This is a genomic window from Marinobacter suaedae (assembly GCF_030519635.1).
GTDB lineage: Bacteria > Pseudomonadota > Gammaproteobacteria > Pseudomonadales > Oleiphilaceae > Marinobacter > Marinobacter suaedae.
This window is the reverse complement of the sequence record NZ_JAUMIS010000002.1, coordinates 1-22,970: the sequence shown is the minus strand read 5'-3', so window position 1 is coordinate 22,970 and position 22,970 is coordinate 1. Positions and strand designations below refer to the sequence as shown.

Below are 22,970 nucleotides of genomic sequence, written 5' to 3'. Positions count from 1 at the left end.
AGATAGCAGCGCCCACTGCTTGGAAAAAGCGGACATTGGTATGAGTCCGCTTTCTGACAAAAGCTTAACTTTTCAATACGTCAGCCGCGATGGCGCCCAGAACCTTGCCGGACTTCTTCAATCATAGACCAGTTCCACCGACTGGTCGCCAACCAGGTAACGAAGCTCCAGAAGCAGGTTGTCATCCGGCTGAACCCGCCAGCTTTCGCCCAGCTCGATGCGGGTATGAGCCTGATCGCTGCTGTACTCGATCCAGACAGGACTGCCCTCACAGCGGAATGGACGCATGGTGGTATCCAACTTGTCGAGCAGACCGTTCTGCAACTGCTTGGAGTGCAGCACGAGCTTCAGCCCTTTACTGAATTGCTGGCGCGCCGTACCTACATCCATCACCGAGCTCACCCGCATCTTCATCTGGCCGGAGTAATCGTCGTGGCTGACCACACCCTCCACAACGATGACCTGATCAGAACCCAGCAATTCCCGGTTTTCCATGAAGGTTTCCGAGAACAGGGTGGCTTCAATCCGCGCACTCCGGTCATCCAGGGTGATGAAACACATGGTGGAGCCGGACTTGGTCTTCATGGTGCGCTGAGCGACCACCAGGCCGGCAACGCGCTGCGGCGACTTGTTGGGTTTCAGATCAGCGATGGAGTTGCGGACGAAACGCCGAACTTCTCTCTCATACTCGTCAAACGGATGCCCTGTCAGATAGAGCCCCAGGGTGTCCTTTTCACCCTTGAGGCGCTCTTTCTCTGGCCACTCACGAATACCGGCCACGTCCTCGTAGGGGTCGCCGCCGCCATCCTCGCCGCCCCCCATCAGGGCTTCGCCGAACATATCCATCATGCCCACCGACTCGTTGCGCGACTGCTGCGCGGCCTGCTGGATGGCCTTGTCGATACTCGCCATCAGCTGGGCACGGCTGGGGCCGAGCTTGTCCATCGCACCGGATCGGATCAGTGCTTCCAGGGCTCGCTTGTTGACCTTTTTCATGTCGATGCGACGACAGAAATCAAAGATATCCTGGAAGGGCTCACCGTTCCCGCGCCCCTCAACGATGGCCTGGATCGGTCCCTCACCCAGTCCCTTGATGGCACCGAGACCGTAAACGATCTGGCCGTCGTCGTTGACCGTGAAGGTGTACTCCGACCGACTGACATCTGGCACCAGAAGGTCAAGCTTCATGTTCCGGCACTCTTCCACCAGCGTCACCACCTTGTCGGTGTTCTGCATATCGGCGGTCAGTACGGCGGCCATAAACTCGGCCGGATAGTGGGCTTTCAACCACAAAGTCTGATAGGACACCAGTGCGTAAGCGGCAGAGTGCGATTTGTTAAAGCCGTAGCCGGCAAACTTTTCGACCAGGTCGAAGATGTTTTCGGCGAGGGTCCTGTCAATGTTGTTGTTTTCACAACCTTCAATGAAGATCGCCTTCTGCTTGGCCATCTCTTCGGGCTTTTTCTTACCCATGGCTCGCCGAAGCATGTCGGCGCCACCGAGGGTATAGCCAGCCATCACCTGAGCGATCTGCATGACCTGCTCCTGATACAGGATGACCCCATAGGTGGGCTCAAGCACTGGCTGCAGGCCTGCGTACTGGTAATCCGGATGCGGGTACGACAGAGGCTGGCGTCCGTGCTTTCGGTCGATAAAGTCATCCACCATGCCCGACTGCAGAGGCCCCGGTCGGAACAGGGCTACCAGAGCGATCATGTCTTCGAGGTTATCCGGCTGAAGTCGACGGATCAGATCTTTCATACCCCGGGATTCCAGCTGGAACACGGCGGTCGTTTCTGCCCGCTTCAGCATCTCGAAGGATCGCTTGTCATCCAGGGGGATGGTGGCAATATCCAGCGCCTGTTCTCCGCGCTTTTCCCTTCGCGGGTTCACCATGTTCAGCGCCCACTTGATGATGGTGAGCGTCCGCAAACCCAGGAAGTCGAATTTGACCAGCCCGGCTTCCTCGACGTCCCCCTTATCGAACTGGGTGACCAGACTGCCGCCCTCGTCATCACAGTACAGGGGTGAGAAGTCGGTAATCTTGGTGGGCGCAATAACCACGCCCCCCGCATGCTTACCCGCGTTCCGGCAGACACCCTCAAGCTTGAGCGCCATCTCCCAGATTTCCTGGGCTTCTTCATCCTGTTCCAGGAACTCCTTGAGTTGCGGTTCTTCCTGGATCGCCTTGTTCAGGGTCATGCCGACTTCGAACGGAATCAGCTTGGAAAGTTTGTCCGCCAGCCCGTAGGACTTGCCCTGCACCCGGGCGACGTCCCGCACCACCGCTTTCGCAGCCATGGTACCGAAGGTGATGATCTGGGAAACGGCTTCCCGGCCATATTTGCGGGCCGTGTAATCGATAACCCGGTCGCGGCCTTCCATGCAGAAGTCAACGTCGAAGTCGGGCATGGAGACCCGTTCCGGGTTCAGGAATCGCTCGAACAGAAGATCGTATTCCAGCGGATCCAGATCGGTAATCAGCAGCACATAGGCTACCAGGGAGCCGGCACCGGAACCCCGGCCTGGCCCCACGGGCACGCCGTTGTTCTTGGCCCACTTGATGAAGTCCATAACGATGAGGAAGTAACCCGGGAACCCCATCTGGATAATAATATCGAGCTCGAAGTTGAGCCGCTTGTAATAGGCATCCCGCTTGCTGTCGTATTCCGGATCGTCCTTGCTCAGGATGGTCGTCAGGCGTTCTTCCAGGCCGTCTTCCGACACCTTGCGGAAATACTCGTCCATGGTCATGCCATCCGGGATTGGATAGTTCGGCAGGAAGTACTCGCCCATCCGGACCTTTACGGAACAGCGTTTGGCAATCTCTACGGTGTTCTCGACCGCCTCCGGGATATCGGAGAACAGCTCGATCATCTCCTCAGCGCTGCGAAGATACTGCTGATCACTGAAGCGACGGTCCCGTCGGGGATCATCCAGGGTGCGGCTTTCACCGATGCACACCCGCGCCTCATGGGCTTCGAAATCCTCGGCATGCAGGAAGTGCACATCGTTGGTGGCCACAACCGGCAAAGCCAGCTCCCGGGCCAGGTCCACGCTCATGTGCAGACACTCTTCATCGCCGGCACGACCGGTACGCTGAAGTTCCAGGTAATAGCTGCCCGGATACAGGTTCTTCCAGTATTCCGCACGCTCCCGGGCCAAATCTGCTTTGCCAGCCAGCAGTGCCCTGCCCACGTCACCCAGCTTGCCGCCCGACAGGGCGATCAAACCAGCGGCACGCTGTTCCAGCCAGCTGCGCTGGACAATGGGCTTGCCGAACCGCTGCCCTTCGGTGTAACCGAGTGAAATGATTTCAGTCAGGTTCAGGTAGCCATCGTTATTTCGCGCCAGCAGTGTCACCCGGAAGGGATTTTCCGGTTCTTCCGGGTTGTCCAGCCAGAGATCAGCGCCAATGATCGGCTTCACGCCAGCGCCGAGGGCCGTCTTGTAGAAGCGCACCAGCGAGCACATGTTGGACTGCTCGGTCAGCCCGACCGCGGGCATGCCCAGTTCGGCCACGCGGCCAATCAGCGGCTTCACTCGAACCAGGCCATCAACCATGGAATATTCGGAATGCACCCGCAGGTGTACAAAGGTGTTCGGCATAACGTCAGGTGTGTCCTGCTAAAAATTCATTGGGAGTACGGGCGGTTCAGCCGCCAATCAAACTCCGGATATCATCTTCGGTCTGCGGACCAAAACGCGCTTCGACCAGGTCGCCGTCGGGGCCCACGATATAGGTGGCCGGCAACGCGATAGGGACGTCCCACCCCAGCTTGGCCGCCGGGTCTTCTGCCAGTAGAACGAATTCAATGCCCATACGCTTACCCAGCTCTTCCAGAGCCTGCCCCTGGATGCCGTCAAAATTCACCCCCAGCACGGCAATGTCAGGGGCGATATCAAGAGCATTGAGTTCGGGAATTTCTTCCAGACAGGGCTTGCACCATTCCGCCCAGTAGTTCACCAGCACCCACTGGCCACGGAGCTGGTCCCAATTCAGCTTCGCTCCTTCAGCGCGCTGAAGTTCGATCTTCTCACATCCAGACAGGAGAAGTACCAGGGAAAATATCCCAAGGGCGATGGTCCGGCGAAAAAACCGCTGTTTCCCAGGGTACTGCACGTGAATTCCTCCTGTTAGACTACCGGCCTTTCGAAACCGACGTATTCACCTTGATAAAGTCAGGCCCGACGATGACAGAAGCTACCCGGATTTTCCACAACCCACGCTGTTCAAAATCTCGCCAAACCCTGCAACTGCTGACCGATCGGGGTATCGAACCTGAGATTATACGCTACCTGGAAACCCCACCGACAGCTCAGGAACTGGATGCCATCCTGACCGCCCTTGATTTCGAGCCCCGGCAGTTGATGCGCACCAAGGAAGACGAATACAAATCCCAGGGGCTGGATAACCCAGAGCTCTCCCGGGAGCAGCTGATTGACGCCATGGTGAACACCCCCAAACTGATCGAGCGTCCGATCGTACTGGCCAATGGCAAAGTCGTCGTCGGACGCCCGCCGGAAAACGTGCTGTCCATTCTTTAAGTCAGCACCAAACTCGTTCAGTCACCCGCGACCGCAAAGGAGAGCGCGATGTCAGAGCCGTCACCCTACGTTCTGGTCCTGTATTACAGCCGAAATGGCCAGACCGCCGAACTGGCCCAGCAGATTGCCCGTGGCATCGCCCGGGTGAGCGGCATGGAAGCAAGGCTGAGAACCGTGCCACCTGTATCTCCGGACACGGACGCCGCTTTGCCTGCAGTACCGGATAACGGAGCGCCATACGCCACTAAGTCGGATCTGGCCAACTGTGCCGGCCTGGCCCTGGGCAGCCCGACCCGCTTTGGCAACATGGCGGCGCCTCTCAAACATTTCCTCGATACCACTGGAGACTTGTGGCTCAGCGGTGCCCTGGCAGGCAAACCGGCTGGCGCGTTCACTTCAACTGGCAGTCTTCATGGAGGCCAGGAAACCACCCTGCTCACCATGATGGTCCCCCTGCTCCACCATGGCATGGTGCTGTGCGGACTGCCCTACACGGAAAAGGGACTGTCCGCTACCGATGCAGGCGGAACCCCATACGGCCCGACACATTGGGCGGGAACCGAGGAACAAAAGGCGCTGACCGATACCGAGAAGAAACTGTGCCAGGCATTTGGTGAGCGCCTGGCAAGACTCGCTGACAAACTCTCCAATTGATACGCCCGTCTCTGAACGGCGTACCTTAACCAAGGCATTCTTTAATACGCGGATACAATTGCATGCTCCATAACCCGAAAGCCCGGAACACCGCCCGACTGACCATCGCCACCTACCTGGCGGTGCTCGTTACCCTGGTGCTCACCACGTTTTTCCCAGCTCCGGTCGAGGGCGTCTCCATCCCGTTGATGCTGACCGTGAAACTGATCCCCCTCCTGGTCTTTGCCGTGCCCGTGTTCCGGGGGCACAACCGGGGCTATATCTGGATGGCTTTCGTGGTTATCTTTTACTTCACTCAGGCGCTGGTGTCTGCGTGGCTCAGCGAGGGAGGCACCGGCCCTGTCGTGCTGACCGTTCTGACGTTCCTGCTGTTTACCTTTGCCATGGTGCACCTGAAGGTAAACAGGCCTTTACCGGCGCCGGCAAATTCAGCGGAGTAAGAGACCGGGGCAGCCCTAGCTGCCCGGCCGCATCCCACACTGGCCCAACAACTCTTGCCAGCTTCGTGTATGGGAAGCGATGGCCTCGTCCAGCTCAGCCCAGATGCCCTGATCCGATGTCTGGGACAGGTGTTGCCGAAACCAGTCAGTGAAACTGCCGGGCATTACCGACCGCTGGGATGCCGCCAGCTGCGCCAGCGGCTCCAGCAACGCCTGGCGTGCCCGCTGGATGTCGCTCAGATACGGCTGAATTTCTTCGATATACACGCTGAAAAACATGCTCTGAACGATATCTGATTGATTGTTGGGCTTGCCATTCAGGCACAAAGGACGCCCTTCAAGTCGCCCTTCGATCAGTGCAGTTGCATCGTTCAAGCGGGCAGTCACCAACGCCGCACTGTTGATCAATTGTCCGGCGCGATACTCGGCTTGCCAGCGCTGTTGCACGCCACCGGCAAAATCAAGATCCACGGACAGCCTGCCAGCCAGAAGATCGGCCACCGCTTCATTCAGTTGCTGGGCATCCAGCGCCAGATCCGACACCGGGTTACCTTTCGCCGCTACCGGATAATGCCCCTTGGCGAGGGTGAACAGGGTCTCGACCTCTTCCGCCCCCCAGGTAGCATTCCACAGGGCAATGGGCAGAGATTCCTTCTTGCTTTCGATCGCAGCCTCCAGCTCTCCAGCCAGCGCTTCCCTCTCGATCTCCGGCAGGCACTCCTCGGACGACTCAATGAACTTCAGTTCGTACCTCAACCGGTTCAGAGGCTGCATCACCCGCCCCATAACCGAGTTTTTCTCTCCCACCACGAATTGAAGCTCGCAACCGTACAGGGACAGGAAGTCCAGCATACCCATTTCCAGCTCGGGCATGGACAATACCCGGTCACGGCGCCGGGGCATCTGAGAGGCAGCAGGGATGTCCGAGAGTTCAGGTTCCAATTCCAGAACCCGGGCGACCCGCTCGACGTATTCATCCATCATTGGGCGGGCATCAGAGAAGGGATTACAGGCGCTGAGCAAACCTGCGAACACGCCCGGAATCAGGGCTCTGCACCAAACGACTCCGGGCATGGGTACCTCCGGGTAATCCGGCGGAATTCACTGCTTGCGCAGCAACGATTCCACCTCCGAAAAATCGCGGGCGATAAACCGGCCAGCGTCTTCTGGCACCTCGCCCTCCCGTATCAGCCAGGCGGTCTCCAGCCCGGCCTGTTCGGCGGCTTCCAGCTCGGCCTCCACATCCGACAAGAACAACACCGTGGAGGGCTCCACCCCAAGCTCAGCAACGATGTTGCGATAAGAGCCGGCGTCTTTTTTGCCCCCGATTCGGGTATCAAAATAACCGGAGAAAAACGGGGTAAAATCACCGGCGGTAGTGTAACCAAAGATCAGTTTCTGGGCCTGCACTGAACCAGAGGAGTATACGAACAGGCGCAAGCCCCGATCATGCCAGAGCCGCAGATGGTGAGCGGCATCTTCATAAATGTGCCCCTTCAGCTCCCCCCGGTCATAGCCGTATTCCCAAACCATGCCCTGCAACGCTTTCAGCGGAGTTTCCTTGCGATCCTCACGAATCCACGTCAGCAGGGTCTCAATCAGGCCATCCACATCCTGGCGATCCTGACCGGTGCTCTTCGCCACTGCATCCAGTTGCTCGGCCACATCGGGCCGCTCGTAATTGTCGCGAACAAAGTCCGGAAGATGTTCGCTGGCGTAGGGAAACAGCACGTCATGGACAAAAGAAATCGAACTCGTCGTGCCCTCGATGTCGGTAAGAACCACCCGGATCATTACGCCCCTCCCACCATGGCCTCGTAGCGGGGCAACCGACTGGCGATATCGTCGCCGGTAAAGTCCGCCACCCAGCCCTCGGGATTGGTGAACAAGCGGATGCAGGTAAACCTCGGTTCCGGGCCCATATCAAACCAGTGACGAGTGCCGTCGGGCACGCTGATCAGATCGTTCTTTTCGCACAGCACGGAAAATACCTGATCGCCGAAATGCAGGTAAAACAGGCCCTGACCACGTACGAAGAAGCGAACTTCGTCTTCACTGTGGGTGTGCTCATCCAGGAACTTCTGGCGGAAGGCCTCTTTGTGAGGGTGATCCGGATTCAGGCTCACCACATCCGCAGTCTGGAAGCCGCATTCAGCCTTGAGGGATTCAACCTCCTCTCGATAGGCCTCCAGAATCTCATCCTGTGATGCATCGTCTGGCAGGTCTTTGGTGGGCCACTGCTCGAAACGTACGCTCTGCTCCGCCAGCAACGCCCGAATCTCTGAAGAATCGTCGGTCACCTTCTTTGCCTCGTCTGGCTGGCTGAAGTCAAAAATGCTCAAGGTTGTCATGGTCGAACCCTCATGGCTTCAAGTTCACACTCGAACAGAAATTCAAACGCTTCCACGTGGCGCAGGCAATCCTTCATGGTCTCTCCCCAGGTGTAGAGGCCGTGACCACGGATCAGATATCCCGGCTGCCCGGGATGGGAGGCAAACCACTGTTTGGTCTTCTCCGCCAGCGCGTCGATATCCTGACTGTTATTGAAGACCGGAATGGTCAGGGTGGATTCATGGGTATCAACACCGGAAAAGGCCTTCTGCAATTCATAGCCTTCCAGTATCAGTGAGTGCCCGGCGGAAACCAGCCGGCTCAGCACTGTGGCTTTCACCGAATGGGTATGCACAACGGCACCCACCTCCGGAAACAGCTCATACAGTACCGTGTGCAGACGCGTCTCCGCGGAAGAACGACTGCTGCTCTGCACGGGGTTACCCGCCAGATCCACCACCATGACATCACCGGACCCCAGATCGCCTTTGTGGCGGCCGGATACGGTGATGGCAATATGCTGTTCGTCCAGCCGCGCCGAATAGTTGCTGCTGGTCGCAGGAGACCAGCCGCGCTGATACAGGAAACGTCCGGCCTCGATGATCGAATCCGCAGCTTTCGCATATCGGGTTACGTCAAACACGTTATCTCCCTGGAATCAGGCGCGCCCGAGGGCGCTGAATCCCGTCATTATAGGGCTGGAGAGGTTTGCCGCAAACGATGCCGCTCGGCAATCAGGTCGGCAACGATGGAAATGGCAATCTCTGCGGGAGTCTTGCTGGGGATGCTCACACCTATGGGCGCCTTCAGGCGCTGGAGCGATGCTTCATCCACACCCAGCGAAGCCAGTCGCTCCCGTCGCGCAGCCGATGTTTTTTTCGACCCCATGGCGCCGACATAAAAGGCATCGGATTGGAGTGCGGCCAACAAGCCCATATCATCCACCCGAGGATCGTGCGCCAACGCCAGAATGCCCGACCATGCGTCACTGAACCGCTCCGCAATCAGGTCATCCGGCAATCGCCGAACCAGGGGAATATTCGCGTGACTCCAGCCAGCGGCAAATGCCTCCCGCGGCTCGCACAAAGTCACGTCGAAATCGGCGGCGCTGGCGAATTCTGCGGCGTAACGGGCCACTTCACCAGCCCCGATAAACAGCAAACGACACTCGGGCTGCAACAGGTGCTGCAACTCTGCGCCATCAAAATGTACGTGGAATCGTCCGCCGAAGCGGGCCTGCTCGAACTCCACCTCACCGGCTAGTGAAACCCGCCGACAAACTGGGCTGCGCTGCTCAAGGGCATCGACCAACGCAGCCACATGCCCGGCTGAGCGCTCGCCTTCCAGCGGTTCCACCAATAGTCTGATGCGCCCACCGCAGGGAAGCTGGAACTGGTGCTGATCGCTCTCCGTTATGCCGTAGTCGATCAATTCGGGTGTTAGCAGGCCGCCTTCGGCTGCCCGCCTGAGCAAATCCTCTTCCAGGCAACCGCCGGAAACAGAGCCACTCCACATACCGGAACTGCTGACGGCCAGCCATGAGCCCTCGGGCCGCGGTGATGATCCCCAGGTCTGGACGATGGTGCACAGCCACACACCCTCCCCCTGTTCCAACCAACCAAGGACATCCCGAAGCACCGAGAGGCGGCCGCTCGAAACGGACCGGCCCATAGTGAGGTCAGACATCGGCCTTCAACGGCAGGCGACGTTGGCGCTGACCGGTGAGGGCAAACAGCGCATTACCCAGCGCCGGAATTACCGGCGGCACACCGGGTTCACCAACACCGGTGGGGTTTTCCTCGCTATCCACGATATCCACCTGGATCTCAGGGCGCTCGTACTGGCGCATCAGGGGGTAGTCGTGGAAATTACTTTGCTGAACTTCCCCCTGCTGTAGAGTGATCTCGCCGTAGAGCGCAGCAGTCAGACCAAACAGCACACCGCTTTCGATCTGGTCTTTGACAATATCCGGATTCACCACCTGGCCACAGTCAACCGCTGCGGACACCCGGTAGACACGAATCGCGCCATTTTCGATGCCGGCTTCCACCACCTGGGCAATGTAGGTTCCGAAACTCTTGAACAGGGCGATGCCCCGGGCCCGACCTTCGGGAACCGGGCTATTCCAGCCCGCCAGCTGCGCGGCACGATCAAGAACCTCGAGATGCCGGGGCTCATCTGCCAGCAGGTCCCGTCGGAACTGATAAGGATCTTTCCCCATCTCATGGGCCAGTTCATCCATAAAGGTTTCAACGGCAAAGCCATTGTGGGAATAGCCCACCGAACGCCACCAGGTCACGGGCAAGCCCGGGTCGGTTAGCGTGTGGCGAATATCGATGTTGTCCACAGCGTAGGGGTACTCAACCGCGCCTTCGATGGCGGACACATCCTTGGGTGTCGCCAGACCTTCAAACAGGACGCCGACCGACCCCAATGTGTCGTACATGAACTTGGGCGCCCAGGGGAACTGGGCCGGCGCGGCGTTGCGAACGTACCAGGCGAGGATTTCAGGCCCCACGATCTGGTGGTGCCATCCGGTAACCGCGCCCTCAGATATCGAGGCTTTCATCCGATGCAGCATGGCCGGACGATACAGGTCGTGGCGGGTGTCTTCCTCCCGGGACCAGATCACCTTGACCGGACGCCCTGTCTTGTAGGACACCTCGGCCGCTTCTTCGATGAAATCCTGGGTCAGTCGACGGCCAAATCCACCGCCCAGAAAAGTGGTATGAATCACCACATCATCAGGCGACAGATCGGTTACCCGTGCCACGGCAATCTGCCCCAGGTCCGGTGCCTGGGTCGGCGCCCAGACCTCGGCTTTGTCCCCCTGATACCAGGCCGTGGCATTCATGGGCTCCAGCGTGGCATGAGCCAGGTAAGGCTGTTCGTATTCCACTTCCACCATGCGTGAGGCCGCATCGGCAGCCTCCTCGAAATCGCCCTCACTGCGTTCGGAGCCCCCATCATCGTCATCCGCGGCCTTGCGATAGGAGTCGAACACCTGGTCGGTGGACATCGAGAACGCGTCGGAGAAATCCCACTCGACGGTCAGCTCATTCTGGGCTTTGCGGGCCTTCCAGTAGCTTTCTGCCACGACGGCAACGCCCCGCTCGATTTCAATCACATCGATCACGCCGGGCATTGCCTGCACATCGCTCCGGTTGAACGAAGCCACCCGGCCGCCATATCGGGGCGAACGGGTGACCACGCTGTAGACCATGTCCGGCAACTCAACATCGATACCGTATTCAGCCGTTCCAGTCGCTTTGGCCCGGGCATCCAGGCGCCCTCTCTGACGGCCAATGTATTTCCATTCGCTGCGGGGCTTCAGAGCCACGTCATCACGAAGTTCTTCTTTCGAGGCAAGCTCAACCAGCCGGCCATAACGAATCGAATCCGAGCCATTCGGGTGCACGACAACGCCATCGCGGGCCGTGCATTCGGCCGGATCCACCTCCCACACCCGGGCAGCGGCCTGAACCAGGAGGGTCCGGGCCGAGGCACCGGCGGTTCGAAGTGGCTCCCAGCTCGTGGCCAGGCTGGTACTGCCGCCAGTCAGTTGCAGTTTATACAGGGGATTTCGGTATTCGGGAGCGGCAGGCGCAAACCGGGGGGTGATGGCTTCAGGAGCCACTTCCAGCTCCTCGGCAACCAGGGTAGTCAGGCCAGTGTAGGTGCCCTGCCCCATTTCCACACGAGCCAGCGTGAAGAAGATCTGATCATCGGTGGTGAGCTCCAGCCAGGCGTCCGGCGTCCATTCTCCGGTTTCCGGCTCGTACCCCTTCTTCACGCCCGCAGCACAACCCACCAGATTCATGGACAACATGAGTCCACCGGAAGTGCCAACCCCGACTTTCAGGAAATCGCGTCGACTCAAGGTCATGTCACGCGCCCTCCTTTTCCGCAGAGCCAGCGGTACCGGCGACCGATTCGACCGCCGCAACGATCCGGGAATAGGTTCCGCACCGGCACAGGTTGCCGGTCATCGCGGCCACGATGTCGTCCCGGGAGGGTGTCGGGTTGTTAGCCAGCAGATGAGCCGCGCTCATGATCTGTCCTGACTGGCAATAACCACACTGGGGCACGTTGTGGTCAATCCAGGCCTGCTGCAACGCATGAAGCTGCCCCCCTTCAGACAGTCCTTCAATGGTCGTCACTTCAGCGCCAGCTGCCATCTCAACCGGCGTGGAGCAGGACCGGACAGGTTGACCATTCAGATGCACCGTGCAGGCGCCGCACAACCCGGCACCACAGCCGAATTTGGTGCCCTTCAACCCCAGTTCGTCACGAACCACCCACAGAAGCGGGGTATCTCCGTCAACCTCCAGCGAACGCGCTTCGCCGTTTACCGTCAGGCGTAATGCCATATCCCTGTGCTCCATCTGCTCTCTGCGCGCCGCCTTTCAGGGCGGCGGATATTATTGTTGGCAGGTTCGAATCAACCAACGCTTACTTGACCACTTCCTTGCCGTCAGCGTTCACCCAGATTTTCCGGTCCGCGTTGTTGATCTTGCCATTGGTATTCCAGATCTCACGATTTTCGCTGGTTGCACCACTCATTTTGCCATTGTCATTCCAGATAACCCGGTCTTTACAACCAGCCAGGGCAGCCATTGCCACCATCACCAACATCAATTTCTTCACAAGATACCTCTACTCGCGTAATTCGTTTTTTAGCCACCCTTTCAAGGGCGTTTTTATCAAAAGTGAGCCTCACGGAAGCCTGTTATCGGCTTCCGTGACGCTCACGATTATTCTGTTTATCCCGTTCACTTTTGCGCACCATGACATACACGGCTCCGGTTCCGCCATGGTGTTTCTGAGCCGAATGGAACGCCAGCACATCATTGAGTTCCGGCAACCACTTGGCCAGATAGCTCTTCAACTGGGCAATGCCATCTGGATTCCGTTCACCCTTGCCATGCAGGATGATCACCGAGCGCAATCCGTAGCGAACGCAGTCTCCAATGAACGTGAACACTTCCCGGCGCGCCTCTTCCACAGTCATCCGATGCAGATCCAACCGGGCTTCAATGGGGTATTGCCCAAGCCTGAGTTTACGAAAGACACCGTGCTGAACCCCCGGTCGCATCCACTCCAGGACATCGTGAGCCTTGAGAGGCTCGACCATATCGGAGGTCAGTGGATTCCGGTCAATAATGGGCCTGGCAGTCGCCGCACGCTGGCGCTCCAGATGCCCGGGCGTCAGGTCCTTCGGCGCTTTGATATCCGCCCGGTTGGGCTTCTTGATACGCCGAACGTCTTTCATCTCTTCCAGGAAGCTCAGACGTTCTTCTTTAGTCGTCATGACGATGCTACTGAATTAATGGTTAACAACCGAATGACTTTACCATCCACTCTGCCGGCCATAAAGCAGCGGAGACACAGCCCTGAACTTCGACCAAGATCGAAACGATTTTCGCCCTCTCGGTGAACTAAACTATGGGTCGGCAGACCCGATAATAAGAAGGAAAAGGACTTTTTCATGGCAGGCTCCCCCCAGGACAGCAACCGGCCACAGAACACACGGGCCATCATGACTTTCCTCAGGGAACACGCGCCCTTTTCCAACATGGATGATGCCCACCTCGCTCATTTCGCCGAGCACGCCACTCTGCGCTTCTATGCCGACGGAGACCCGGTAATCACCCCTGAGGAGGGCGTGGTAAAACGTTTTTACGTTGTGAAGCAGGGCCGGATTTGTGGTGAGCGCCCGTCGGAAAAAGAAGACCGGACGGAAACCACCTTCGAAATCAGCGTGGGAGAATGTTTTCCGCTGGCCGCACTGATAGGCGAGCGCCCCACCCGCACCCTTCACCGGGCCGCCGGGGATACCTTTTGCCTGAGCATTGAGCAGGATGCCTTTGTCACCCTGTTTTCTGACAGCGAGCCGTTCCGGGATTTTTGCCTGCGGGGCGTGAGCAGCCTGCTGGATCAGGTGAACCAGCGCCTTCAGTCTAAGGCCATGGCCTCCATGGGCTCCAGCAATACGCTGGACACACCGCTCGAAAACTACGCGCTTCGCAACCCCATTGTGTGCTCGCCCGACCTGCCGGTCAGCAAGGCAGTCGCACGCATGCACGACAACAACGTCGGCAGTATCATCATCACCGACGACAACCGCCACCCCACCGGCATCTTCACACTCCGGGATCTACGCACCATGGTCGCCGAGGGAAAAAGCCCGCTTGATACCCCCATTGGCCAGGTGATGACCCGCAACCCCAGCTCCCTGACGTCGGACGCTGACGCCTTTGAAGCGGCTATGCTTATGGCCGAGCACCACTTTGCACACCTGTGCGTCGTGGATGAGGAAGAGCACCTGATTGGCGTGGTCTCTGAGCGCGACCTGTTTTCGCTGCAGCGTGTGGACCTGGTCCATCTCGCCCGGACCATCGGTACCGCCACCCACCTGCGAACCCTGGTGAGCCTGAGATCGGATGTGTCTCGTCTGGTGGATTCAATGCTCGCCCATGGTGCCGACTCAGGCCAGGTCGTAAAGATCATTACCACCCTGAACGATGTCACCGTTCGACGGGTTCTGGAGCTGAACCTGAAGCGCAACGATCCAGGCATCCCCTTCACCTGGCTGACGTTTGGCAGCGAAGGCCGACAGGAACAGACGCTGCTGACCGACCAGGACAATGGCATTCTGTTCCAGACGCCGGAGGGCATGACCGCGGATCAGGTCCGGGAGAAACTTCTGCCCTTTGCCCGCACAGTCAATGAAGAACTGGCTGAGTGCGGCTTTACACTGTGCAAGGGCAACATTATGGCCAGCAACCCGAAACTGTGCCTTAGCGGCGACGAGTGGGACGAGTGGTTCATCCGGTTCATTGATGCATCCACGCCCCAGAATCTCGTTTATTCGTCGATCTTTCTCGATATGCGTGCCGTCTACGGTGACACCGAGCCCCTTCGCCTTCTGCTCGACAAGGTCCTGACCCGGATCCGCAAAAACGCCCTGTTCCAGAAAATGCTCGCGGGCAACGCCCTGCAAAGAAAGCCCCCACTGACCATGTTCCGACATTTCCGCTACGTTTCCGACGGCGACCACCGCCGGGCCCTGGACCTGAAACGGCAAGGCCTGGCTCCGTTCGTTGAATCGGTGCGGGTATTTGCCCTGGCCCACGGAGTGGAAACCGCCAACACACTGGAGCGCATGTCGGCGCTGGTGAAAAAAGGCATTTTCGATGCGAAAGATGGCAATGCCTGGCGCGAAGCCTATAGCCTGATTCAGGCCATCCGGATGCGGGCTCACCAGGAAATGCTCAAAGAGGGTGAAGAGCTGTCAAACTACATTGACCCGGACGACCTCAACCCACTGGACCGCCGGATTCTCAGGGAGTCCTTCCGCCAGGCCCAGCGCCTGCAACAGAAACTGGAAGTCACCTACCAATTCTGAGCAAGGAACAGGCAACCATGCTGGAGCGGATCAGGCAGTGGATTGAACGGCGTAAAGGTCGGCAGATCGGCGAACATGACTTCAGTAACCTGCCAGAACCCAAAACGTCGGGCAATTTGTTGCTCGACGACTGCCGGCTGATCATCCTGGATCTGGAAACCACCGGCCTGAACCCCGCCAGGGACGAAGTGATAGCCATCGGTGCCGTGGCTATCCAGGGCGGTGTCATTCACCTGGACGACCAGTTCGACCTGATCTTGCGCAGGCCGGAACTGAATATCGACGAAACTGTTCTGATCCATGGCATAGGCAACGAAGCCCTCACCCACGGACACGAAACCCAGGATGCCCTTTTGTACCTTCTGGAGTGGATGAATGGCGACCCCATCCTGGCCTACCACTCCGCCTTCGATCAGAAGTTCCTGGAGAAGGCCCTCAAGCTTCAGATCGGCTATACACGCAATCACCTTTGGATGGATGCAGCGGATCTATTACCGGCCCTGTTCCCGGATATCAAGCCCGGTGGTAAGGGGCTGGATCACTGGGCAGAACACTTTGGCCTGGAGTTCAGCACCCGCCATCATGCTGCCGCGGACGCCATGGCCACAGCCGAGCTGACACTGATTGCCATAAACAAAGCCATTAAGGACGGCGTAAAAACCGTTGAGCAGCTCAACACCAAACTTCAATATCATCGTCGGCTACAGAACATGCACCGGTTCTAGCGTGGATCTCACTGGCAATGCCGCTCGCAACTTACTGACTGTTAGACCTTTTGCCAATACCTATAAATGGTTTGAAGGGTAAAGTCAGGCAGGATAATAAGTAGAAAAACGACTATATAAATATCAACATCGCAACACGGAATATCGACTAGCAACACCCTGTATTTAAACAACAACAAAGCGAGGAGCGATCCTATGTCTGGTCATAGCTACGATGCTGAAAACTACTGGAAGGCGAATCTCCGCCTGATTGTCGGGAGCCTGGTCGTCTGGGCCCTGGTTTCCTATGGCTTCGCCATTCTTTTACGTCCCATGCTCGCGGGAATTCCCGTCGGCGGCACTGACCTTGGTTTCTGGTTCGCCCAGCAAGGCTCCATCCTCACATTCATTGCCCTGATTTTTCACTACGCCTGGCGCATGAACAAGATCGACGAAAAATTCGGTGTACACGAGGAGTAAGAACCAATGAGTCAGTTCGCCATCAACATAATGTTCGTTGGGGGGTCATTCCTCCTGTACATCCTGATTGCTATCTGGGCCAAGGCCGGTACCACCAAGGATTTCTACGTGGCCGGCGGTGGGGTCCACCCCGTCACCAATGGTATGGCCATCGGTGCTGACTGGATGTCCGCGGCATCCTTTATCTCCATGGCGGGCCTGATTGCCGCTGGTGGATACGCCAACTCCACGTTCCTGATGGGCTGGACCGGCGGTTACGTTCTGCTGGCGATGCTGCTGGCCCCGTACCTGCGGAAGTTCGGCAAGTTTACGGTTCCTGAGTTCATCGGCGACCGTTTCTACAGCAAGAATGCCCGCCTGGTAGCGGTCGTCTGTCTGATTGTGGCCTCCGTTACCTACGTTATCGGTCAGATGGCCGGTGCCGGTGTAGCCTTCTCCCGCTTCCTGGAAGTGGATTCCACCATGGGCCTGATGATCGCCGCGATCGTGGTCTTCATCTACGCCGTTCTCGGTGGCATGAAGGGCATTACCTACACCCAGGTTGCCCAGTACTGCGTTCTGATTATTGCCTACACCATTCCTGCGGTGTTCATCTCACTGCAGCTGACTGACACAGCCCTTCCGGCTATCGGCCTGTTCTCCACTCACGTGGACTCTGGCGTTCCGCTGCTGACCAAGCTCAACGAAGTGATCACCGATCTTGGCTTCAACGAATACACCGCTGACGTGGACAACAAGCTGAACATGGTCCTGTTCACCCTGTCCCTGATGATCGGTACTGCCGGTCTGCCTCACGTTATCATCCGCTTCTTCACCGTACCGAAGGTGGCTGATGCTCGCTGGTCAGCAGGCTGGGCCCTGGTATTCATCGCCATCCTGTACCTGACAGCGCCGGCCGTTGCTTCTATGGCTCGTCTGAATCTGATGACCACCATCTATCCGGATGGAACGTCAGCAGAAGCGATTCAGTATGAAGATCGCCCGAACTGGATCCGGGAGTGGGAAGTCACCGGCCTGATTCAGTTCACCGACAAGAACGAAGACGGTCGTATCCAGCTGTATAACGAATCTCCTGCCTTCGAAGCCGAGGCCAACGCCCGCGGCTGGAAGGGCAATGAGCTGGTGGTCAACCGGGACATCCTGGTACTGGCCAACCCGGAAATCGCCAACCTGCCGGGCTGGGTTATCGGCCTGATTGCCGCCGGTGGTCTGGCTGCAGCCTTGTCCACAGCAGCGGGCCTGCTGCTGGCGATATCCTCGGCGGTGAGCCACGACCTTATCAAAGGTGCCATCAACCCGAAGATTACCGAGAAGGGAGAGCTGATGGCAGCACGGATCTCCATGGCGGTAGCCATCGTGGTGGCCACCTGGCTTGGGGCTAACCCACCGGGCTTCGCCGCACAGGTGGTCGCACTGGCGTTCGGTATCGCTGCGGCGTCCCTGTTCCCTGCCCTGATGATGGGTATCTTCTCCAAGCGGGTGAACAACACTGGCGCCATTGCCGGTATGCTGACTGGTCTGGGCTTCACTCTGACGTACATCTTCGTGTACAAGGGCTGGCTGTTCATCCCAGGCACCAACAACCTGCCGGACACTCCGGAAAACTGGGTGCTGGGCATTTCACCGCTGTCCATCGGTGCAGTTGGTGCCATCGTCAACTTTACGGTAGCCTTCCTTGTGTCGAATGCGACCGAGGAACCGCCGGTTGAGATTCAGGAACTGGTAGAAAGCGTTCGCTATCCGCGTGGCGCAGGCCAGGCCCAGGATCACTAAGCACCACCCATCTCATTGACTCAGTGAGTTGGACTGGATGGGCTTCCTCAACGAGGAAGCCCTTCTATTTTTGAGGAAGTAAAAATATGTTCTGGACGTTTGTCGCCACAGTATTTTGCGGCCTTGGCGCCGCCGGCATTGCCCTTGGCATCCGTGCCGCCACCCGCAACAAAGCGCCAAAATGGCTGATCCCGGTATTTGCCGGTGCCGGCATGCTGGCCTACCTGATTCATGGCGAATACACCTGGTACGACCACAAGAAGCAGCTGTTACCCGATGAAGCCGTCATTGTCGACACCGAAAGTGATGGCATGGTCTGGCGTCCCTGGACCTTTGCATTCCCCTACGTCAACGCATTCTCCATCGTCGATACCGATAGCATCAGTCGTGAAACCGGCAATCCCGAAGTGGTGAGTTTCACCTTATATCGGTTCGAACAGAAGCTGTCCGATGCCGTTTCCCACCGCATTCACCTGCTTAACTGCCAGACCCGGGAACTGGTTCCCCTCGGATCAGACGGACAACCCCGCGTCGATAACCTGAAAGTGCTGGGTAATTCAGACACCCTGTTAAACACTATTTGCACCGGCTAATCCCTTGGGAGTGAATCGCCTGGCCCTGACGGAGTTGTCCGAACATGTTTAGCCCCTGGCTACTGGCACTGATTTCCATCGCCTACATTTCGCTCCTGTTTGTCATCGCCTGGGCCGGCGACAAACGGCCAGGGCTGTACCGGCGCAGGGTGGCACGAACCCAGATCTACGCCCTGTCACTGGCGGTTTACTTCACATCCTGGACCTTCTACGGTGCCGTTGGCCGGGCAACCCAGGAAGGCCTGGCGTTCCTGCCCATCTATCTCGGCCCCCTGCTGGTGTTTGTGTTCGGCGCCCCCCTGCTGCGCCGAATCATCTACATCAGCAAACGCAGCAACAGCACCTCGATTGCCGATTTCATTGCCTCACGCTACGGCAAGTCCCAACTGCTGGCCGCCATGATCGCGGTATTTGCCCTGGTCGGTAGCGTTCCTTACATTGCCCTTCAGCTGAAAGCCATCTCCATGGGCTTCAATGTACTGTCAGACAGCGGCACAGGTCCCCTGCCCTGGGGCTCCTCGGCCTGGAACGACTCGGCCTGGTACATCACCCTGGCACTGACAGTGTTCACTGTACTGTTTGGTACCCGGCACCTCGAATCCACCGAGCATCACCGGGGTATGATCCAGGCGGTGGCTTTCGAGTCCCTTATCAAGCTTATTGCCTTCGTGGCGGTCGGCCTGTTCGTCGGCTTCGGCCTCTACAACGGCTTCGGGGATTTACTTCATCAGGTTCGGGAAGCCAACCTTGGCGGGGTCCTGACGACTGACAACGTTAACCCTACGGCCTTTGTCACCCAAACACTGGTGGCCATGCTGGCCATTATCTGCCTGCCCCGACAGTTCCACGTGATGGTGGTGGAAAATGCCGATCACCGTGACTTCAGCACTGCCCGCTGGGCCATGCCCATTTACCTGATCATCGCCAGTGCCTTTGTCCTTCCGATAGCGGCGGCCGGCCTGCTGACAACAGGAAGTGAACAGTTCAATCCCGACATCCTGATCCTCCAGCTTCCGATTCAGGCGGGCGAAGAATGGCTGGCGATCCTGGCGTTTCTGGGGGGCGGCTCAGCGGCCGCGGCTATGGTCATCGTTTGCTCCGTTGCAATTGCCACCATGGTCAGCAACGAGATCGTGATGCCGGCACTGTTGAAATTCTTCCGGCCCCGGATGAACCGGCGTACCGACCTGAGTTTCCTGCTGCTCAGTATTCGGCGAATTGCCATTTTCGTGGTGCTGCTGACAGCCTATGGTTTTTACCGGATGGCCGGCGAAGATCACAGCCTCACCGCCTTCGGACTCCTCTCCTTTGCCGCAGCCGCCCAGTTCGGTCCGGCGTTGGTCGGAGGCATTATCTGGCGTCGGGGCAACTACACAGGTGCGGTCTGGGGTCTGGCACTCGGCTTCCTTATGTGGTGTTACACCCTGCTTTTACCTGCACTGACAACCACTGGCTGGATTTCCGAATCCCTGATCAATCAGGGTATCTGGGGTCTCAGCTGGACGCGCCCCACTGCCTTGTTTGGTATGGATGTCGACCAGGTAAGTCACGGCATTATCTGGAGCCTGGGGATCAACGTGATCACCTATGTCACCTTGTCCCTGCTCACCCGTCAACGTGTCCGGGAAAAAATCCAGATTGCCTCCTTTTTCCACGACCCGGAACCCCGAAACGACACCCCTCAGCTGCAAAGCTGGCAGGGCGAGATCCTGATTTCCGACCTCCAGGCCCTGACAGATAGATTCATGGGCGAAGAGCGGTCAGAAACCGTTTTCCGCAATTACGAACGTCGTAACGCCATCCGTCTGAATCCGCACCGGCCGGCATCCACCCATCTCATGAAATACATCGAACGGCAGCTGGCGTCCGTCATTGGTGCCTCGACTGCCAGGGTGGTACTGGAATCCACTCTCACTGGTCGTGACATGCAGATTGAGGACGTCGTCAGCATTGTCGATGAAGCCTCCCAGGCCATGACCTTCAGCCGGGAGCTGCTGCAATCGGCGATCGAAAACATCAGCCTTGGCGTCTCGGTGGTGAACCATCAGCAGCAACTCGTGGTGTGGAATCGTCGATACCTGGAACTGTTCAATTACCCAAAGGGGTTTGTGCGTGCCGGTCGTCCCATTGAAGACCTGATGCGCTACAACCTGACCAATGCAAACCTTGGCGCCCGACGGATCGACGACATCATTGCCGAGCGCTGTGCCAACATGCGTGATGGAAAAGCCATGTCTTTTGAGCGTCAACGCCCCGATGGCACGGTCCTGCGGATCGATGGCAGCCCTATTCCCGGCGGAGGGTACGTAACCACGTTCCAGGACATTACGCCGATGCGCCGCACGGAACAGGCCTTGAAGGAAACCAACATCTACCTGGAACAGCGGGTGAAGGAGCGGACCCAGGAGCTGCAGGTCATCAACGAACAGATGCTCAAGGCCAAGTCTGTGGCAGAACAGGCCAATCAGAGTAAAACCCGCTTCCTGGCGTCGGCCAGCCACGACCTCCTGCAGCCGCTCAATGCGGCCCGGCTATTTTCCTCGGCTTTGGCGGGAAAGACTACGGATGGCGAAACCCGCGAATTGGTTGAACACATCGACAGCTCGCTGGGGGCTGCCGAGGAAATCATCAGTACCCTGCTGGATATTTCCAAGCTAGACGCGGGGGCACTGGAGGCCGACATCGCGGTATTCCCGATCAATGACATGCTGCGCCACCTTGCCACGGATTTCTCGGCCATCGCCAAGGACCGCGGCCTTGAGCTGCGCGTAGTTCCCAGTTCGGCGTGGGTACGTTCCGACTCCAAACTACTGCGTCGCGTCATTCAGAATTTCCTGTCCAACGCTATCCGCTATACACCCCACGGCAAGATCCTGCTTGGCTGCCGCCGGCTCCGAGGTTTTATCCGGATTGATGTTTGGGATACCGGACCGGGCATACCCGAAGACCAGTTGAATCATATTTTCGAGGAATTCCGGCGTTTCCAGCAGGGACGAGACAAGAAAGGGTTGGGATTGGGGCTCGCCATTGTCGAACGCATCAGCGGCATGCTGAACCACCCTGTGACCGTTCGTTCGGTGCAAGGCCGCGGCAGCCTGTTTGGCATCACCGTACCCCTGGCCAAACCGGAAAAAAATAGCACTCTCAAAAGCGCTTCCATTGTGGGCTCACGCCGGGTTTCCAATTTGAAGGGTCTGCAGGTGCTGTGTATCGATAACGACTCCTCCATATTGCAGGGCATGGTGGCGTTGCTGGGCAACTGGCAATGCGATGTAACTGCGGCAGAAAGCCTGGAAGATGCCTTAGACCAACTTGGCGACAGGGTACCGGAAATCATCCTTGCCGATTACCAGCTGGACGATAACAAAAATGGCCTGGACGCCATGGACAGTATCCGAAACCATTGTCAGCAAGACATTCCGGGCATCCTGATCACCGGTTACATGGCTCCCGAAGTGCGGGAAGACGCCAACGACCGGGGCTACCATGTACTCTACAAACCAGTGAAACCGGCGGCACTCAGGGCGCTCGTTAACAAACTGCTCAAGCAGAAACATTGATGCCTAAGCGGGACTCCCAAGGACAACTGATACCTGCGGCAAGCCGTATTTTCTGATTGAATTGCCGAGTGATGGAATAGCGATCAGGAAAACCTCGTGGAAGTCAGACCCGTCCGCCTGTAGCCCTTAACTTACATGTGCGGTGCAAGTCGCGCTTGGAACGCCTCTGGGTGAAGGCTTGATTCCATATAGATGCGGCTCGGAGCAATCGCGCCTTGAAGTGTTGCGTCGATCTTTCCCTGTGCCGAGCCTGCGGGTTTCAAATGGGGCTCCTCCTACCAGACAGCCACCACCAACAAGCTAAAAAGCTCTTTTCGAACAGGTTTTCCTACGGGCAATAAAAAACCCCCGGCAGGGGTGCTGTCGGGGGTTTTGGTATTAGGAGTCTGACGATGACCTACTCTCGCATGGGCAATGCCACACTACCATCGGCGCAGGCCTGTTTCACTTCTGAGTTCGGGATGGGATCAGGTGGTTCC

The 22,970-nt window shown here is 57.9% G+C and carries 20 protein-coding genes and 1 rRNA gene; 9 read left to right on the top strand and 12 right to left on the bottom strand.

Going from position 1 to position 22,970, the window contains the following annotated elements; all coding sequences use genetic code 11:
• Window positions 1-117: 117 nt before the first annotated feature.
• The gene (dnaE, locus tag QVZ43_RS08910; protein WP_223795387.1) at window positions 118-3,609 is read right to left on the bottom strand and encodes a DNA polymerase III subunit alpha; all 3,492 of its coding nucleotides are present in this window, start codon (window positions 3,607-3,609) and stop codon (window positions 118-120) included.
• A gap of 46 nt (window positions 3,610-3,655) precedes the next feature.
• Window positions 3,656-4,123, bottom strand: a complete 468-nt coding sequence (locus QVZ43_RS08905; protein ID WP_223795386.1) for a TlpA family protein disulfide reductase — start codon at window positions 4,121-4,123, stop codon at window positions 3,656-3,658.
• Between the two features lie 71 nt (window positions 4,124-4,194).
• On the opposite strand from QVZ43_RS08905, the gene arsC reads away from it, so the two are divergent.
• The 3 genes from arsC (at window position 4,195) to QVZ43_RS08890 (ending at window position 5,642) form a co-directional block, all read left to right on the top strand.
• Entirely contained in the window at window positions 4,195-4,548 is a 354-nt protein-coding gene (gene arsC, locus QVZ43_RS08900) for an arsenate reductase (glutaredoxin) (protein ID WP_223795385.1), read from the top strand.
• Between the two features lie 48 nt (window positions 4,549-4,596).
• Window positions 4,597-5,202 (top strand): NAD(P)H:quinone oxidoreductase, encoded by a 606-nt coding sequence (wrbA, locus tag QVZ43_RS08895; RefSeq protein WP_223795384.1) that lies wholly within the window; start codon window positions 4,597-4,599, stop codon window positions 5,200-5,202.
• 62 nt (window positions 5,203-5,264) lie between these two features.
• The gene (locus QVZ43_RS08890) at window positions 5,265-5,642 is read left to right on the top strand and encodes a DUF2069 domain-containing protein (protein WP_223795383.1); all 378 of its coding nucleotides are present in this window, start codon (window positions 5,265-5,267) and stop codon (window positions 5,640-5,642) included.
• A 15-nt stretch (window positions 5,643-5,657) separates the two neighbouring features.
• Here the strand turns inward: QVZ43_RS08890 and QVZ43_RS08885 are convergent, their stop codons facing one another.
• The 9 genes from QVZ43_RS08885 to smrA all read right to left on the bottom strand — a co-directional run bounded on the left by QVZ43_RS08885 (window position 5,658) and on the right by smrA (window position 13,284).
• The gene (locus tag QVZ43_RS08885; RefSeq protein WP_302909674.1) at window positions 5,658-6,716 is read right to left on the bottom strand and encodes a DUF3080 domain-containing protein; all 1,059 of its coding nucleotides are present in this window, start codon (window positions 6,714-6,716) and stop codon (window positions 5,658-5,660) included.
• 27 nt (window positions 6,717-6,743) lie between these two features.
• Window positions 6,744-7,436 (bottom strand): acireductone synthase, encoded by a 693-nt coding sequence (gene mtnC / locus QVZ43_RS08880; RefSeq protein ID WP_302909673.1) that lies wholly within the window; start codon window positions 7,434-7,436, stop codon window positions 6,744-6,746.
• Entirely contained in the window at window positions 7,436-7,993 is a 558-nt protein-coding gene (locus QVZ43_RS08875) for a 1,2-dihydroxy-3-keto-5-methylthiopentene dioxygenase (protein WP_302909672.1), read from the bottom strand. Before QVZ43_RS08875 ends, mtnC begins: the two co-directional genes overlap by 1 nt.
• Window positions 7,990-8,616: a methylthioribulose 1-phosphate dehydratase gene (locus tag QVZ43_RS08870; RefSeq protein WP_302909671.1), complete on the bottom strand. Its 627-nt coding sequence runs from the start codon at window positions 8,614-8,616 to the stop codon at window positions 7,990-7,992. The genes QVZ43_RS08875 and QVZ43_RS08870 overlap by 4 nt, the downstream gene beginning before the upstream one ends.
• 47 nt (window positions 8,617-8,663) lie before the next feature.
• Window positions 8,664-9,659 (bottom strand): XdhC family protein, encoded by a 996-nt coding sequence (locus QVZ43_RS08865; RefSeq protein WP_302909670.1) that lies wholly within the window; start codon window positions 9,657-9,659, stop codon window positions 8,664-8,666.
• Entirely contained in the window at window positions 9,652-11,859 is a 2,208-nt protein-coding gene (locus tag QVZ43_RS08860; protein ID WP_302909669.1) for a xanthine dehydrogenase family protein molybdopterin-binding subunit, read from the bottom strand. Before QVZ43_RS08860 ends, QVZ43_RS08865 begins: the two co-directional genes overlap by 8 nt.
• Before the next feature lies 1 nt (window position 11,860).
• The gene (locus QVZ43_RS08855; protein ID WP_302909668.1) at window positions 11,861-12,343 is read right to left on the bottom strand and encodes a (2Fe-2S)-binding protein; all 483 of its coding nucleotides are present in this window, start codon (window positions 12,341-12,343) and stop codon (window positions 11,861-11,863) included.
• Between the two features lie 82 nt (window positions 12,344-12,425).
• A complete protein-coding gene (locus QVZ43_RS08850; protein ID WP_223795375.1) occupies window positions 12,426-12,620 on the bottom strand; it encodes a hypothetical protein in 195 nt (64 codons plus the stop codon).
• 82 nt (window positions 12,621-12,702) lie between these two features.
• Entirely contained in the window at window positions 12,703-13,284 is a 582-nt protein-coding gene (smrA, locus tag QVZ43_RS08845) for a DNA endonuclease SmrA (RefSeq protein ID WP_302909667.1), read from the bottom strand.
• A 177-nt stretch (window positions 13,285-13,461) separates the two neighbouring features.
• On the opposite strand from smrA, the gene QVZ43_RS08840 reads away from it, so the two are divergent.
• The 6 genes from QVZ43_RS08840 (at window position 13,462) to QVZ43_RS08815 (ending at window position 22,491) form a co-directional block, all read left to right on the top strand.
• Window positions 13,462-15,381 carry a putative nucleotidyltransferase substrate binding domain-containing protein gene (locus tag QVZ43_RS08840; RefSeq protein ID WP_302909666.1) on the top strand — a complete coding sequence of 640 codons (1,920 nt, stop codon included), beginning with the start codon at window positions 13,462-13,464 and terminating at the stop codon, window positions 15,379-15,381.
• A 17-nt stretch (window positions 15,382-15,398) separates the two neighbouring features.
• Window positions 15,399-16,106, top strand: a complete 708-nt coding sequence (locus QVZ43_RS08835) for a 3'-5' exonuclease (protein WP_223795372.1) — start codon at window positions 15,399-15,401, stop codon at window positions 16,104-16,106.
• A 195-nt stretch (window positions 16,107-16,301) separates the two neighbouring features.
• Window positions 16,302-16,565 (top strand): DUF4212 domain-containing protein, encoded by a 264-nt coding sequence (locus QVZ43_RS08830; RefSeq protein WP_070968380.1) that lies wholly within the window; start codon window positions 16,302-16,304, stop codon window positions 16,563-16,565.
• A gap of 6 nt (window positions 16,566-16,571) precedes the next feature.
• Window positions 16,572-18,338 carry a sodium:solute symporter family protein gene (locus tag QVZ43_RS08825; RefSeq protein ID WP_223795371.1) on the top strand — a complete coding sequence of 589 codons (1,767 nt, stop codon included), beginning with the start codon at window positions 16,572-16,574 and terminating at the stop codon, window positions 18,336-18,338.
• An 86-nt stretch (window positions 18,339-18,424) separates the two neighbouring features.
• A complete protein-coding gene (locus tag QVZ43_RS08820; protein ID WP_302909665.1) occupies window positions 18,425-18,931 on the top strand; it encodes a hypothetical protein in 507 nt (168 codons plus the stop codon).
• Window positions 18,932-18,975: 44 nt separating this feature from the next.
• Window positions 18,976-22,491 carry a hybrid sensor histidine kinase/response regulator gene (locus QVZ43_RS08815; protein ID WP_302909664.1) on the top strand — a complete coding sequence of 1,172 codons (3,516 nt, stop codon included), beginning with the start codon at window positions 18,976-18,978 and terminating at the stop codon, window positions 22,489-22,491.
• A 384-nt stretch (window positions 22,492-22,875) separates the two neighbouring features.
• Here the strand turns inward: QVZ43_RS08815 and rrf are convergent.
• Window positions 22,876-22,970 (bottom strand): 5S ribosomal RNA (gene rrf, locus QVZ43_RS08810); the annotation flags it as partial.